Here is a 1,513-nt window from a genome sequence, read left to right on the forward strand (position 1 = left end):
AGCTGTTGACCTTCTAAAAAAAGTAGGGATTGAAAATGCTGAAGTTATAGCAAGACAATTTCCTCATCAATTATCTGGAGGTATGAGACAAAGAGTAATCATAGCGATTGCTTTGAGTTGTAAGCCTCGTGTTTTGATAGCTGATGAGCCTACTACTGCACTTGATGTTACAATTCAAGCACAAATCCTAGATTTGCTTAAAGAACTACAAAACCAAATGAACTCAGGAATTATATTGATAACCCATGATTTAGGAGTTGTAGCACAGACCGCTGATAGAGTTTGCGTAATGTATGCAGGTCAAATCGTTGAGATTGCCACTGTGGATGAATTGTTCAACAATCCACTTCATCCATACACAAGAAGTTTATTAAATTCCATTCCACAAGCAGATACTCAATCTGATCAGTTGCACGTTATAGAAGGTATGGTTCCTTCATTAAAAGATTTACCAAGAAAAGGATGCAGATTTGCACCTCGTATTCCTTGGATAGATGATTCAGAACATGAAGAAAACCCAGTATTACATGATGTTGGTAATGGACACTTAGTTCGTTGTACATGCTGGAAGAACTTCCATTTTAAAGACGAATAGGAGGAAGATATGGGATTTTTAGAAGTTAAAAATTTGAAAGTTCATTATCCAATTCGTGGAGGATTTTTTAATACAATTCAAGACTATATCAAAGCCGTTGACGGTGTGAATATGGATATTGAACAAGGAAAAACTTATGGATTGATAGGAGAGTCAGGATCGGGTAAATCCACTATTGGAAAAGCGATAGTAGGACTTGAAAAAATTACAGACGGACATATTTTGTACGAAGGAAAAGATGTTACAAGTAGATCTTACAGAAAAAAGATAAACTACAACCAAGACGTTCAAATGATTTTTCAAGACTCAATGAGTTCTCTTGATCCTAAGAAAAGAATTTTGGATATAATTGCTGAACCTATCAGAAATTTTGAAAAACTTACACCAAAAGAAGAAAAAGAAAAGGTGTTTAAATTATTGGATATAGTTGGACTTAATGAAAGCGCAATTTACAAATACCCATTTGAGTTCTCAGGTGGACAAAGACAAAGAATTGGCGTTGCAAGAGCTGTAGCATGTAATCCAAGATTAATCGTTGCAGATGAGCCTGTAAGTGCTCTTGACTTATCAGTTCAAGCACAAGTATTAAACTACATGAAATTAATTCAACAAGAGTTTAATCTAAGCTACATTTTCATTTCACACGATTTGGGAGTTGTAAGACACATGTGTGATTACATTTACATCATGCACAATGGTAAATTTGTAGAAACAGGAAATCGTGATGAGTTATATTCTGATCCACAACACATTTACACGAAACGACTTATCGCAGCGATTCCTCAAATTGAACCAAATAGAAGAAAAGAGCTTAGAGATGTTAGACAAGCTATTGAAAAGAAATTTGATGAACAAAAAAATATCTACTACGATGAAAATGGATCTGTGTACGATTTGACTAAATACAAAGATTCTCAC

Annotated in this window: 2 protein-coding genes; both read left to right on the forward strand. The window is 34.6% G+C overall.

Annotated features, from left to right (window positions below; translation table 11 throughout):
* The coding region (locus KHW44_RS09530) for an ABC transporter ATP-binding protein (RefSeq protein ID WP_304068865.1) at positions 1-595 on the forward strand (595 nt) is incomplete at its 5' end.
* Between the two features lie 9 nt (positions 596-604).
* Positions 605-1,513: ATP-binding cassette domain-containing protein (locus KHW44_RS09535; RefSeq protein ID WP_304068867.1), on the forward strand; the 909-nt coding region annotated here is incomplete at its 3' end.

The organism is Finegoldia magna (assembly GCF_018371055.1).
Taxonomy (GTDB): Bacteria; Bacillota; Clostridia; order Tissierellales; family Peptoniphilaceae; genus Finegoldia; species Finegoldia magna_I.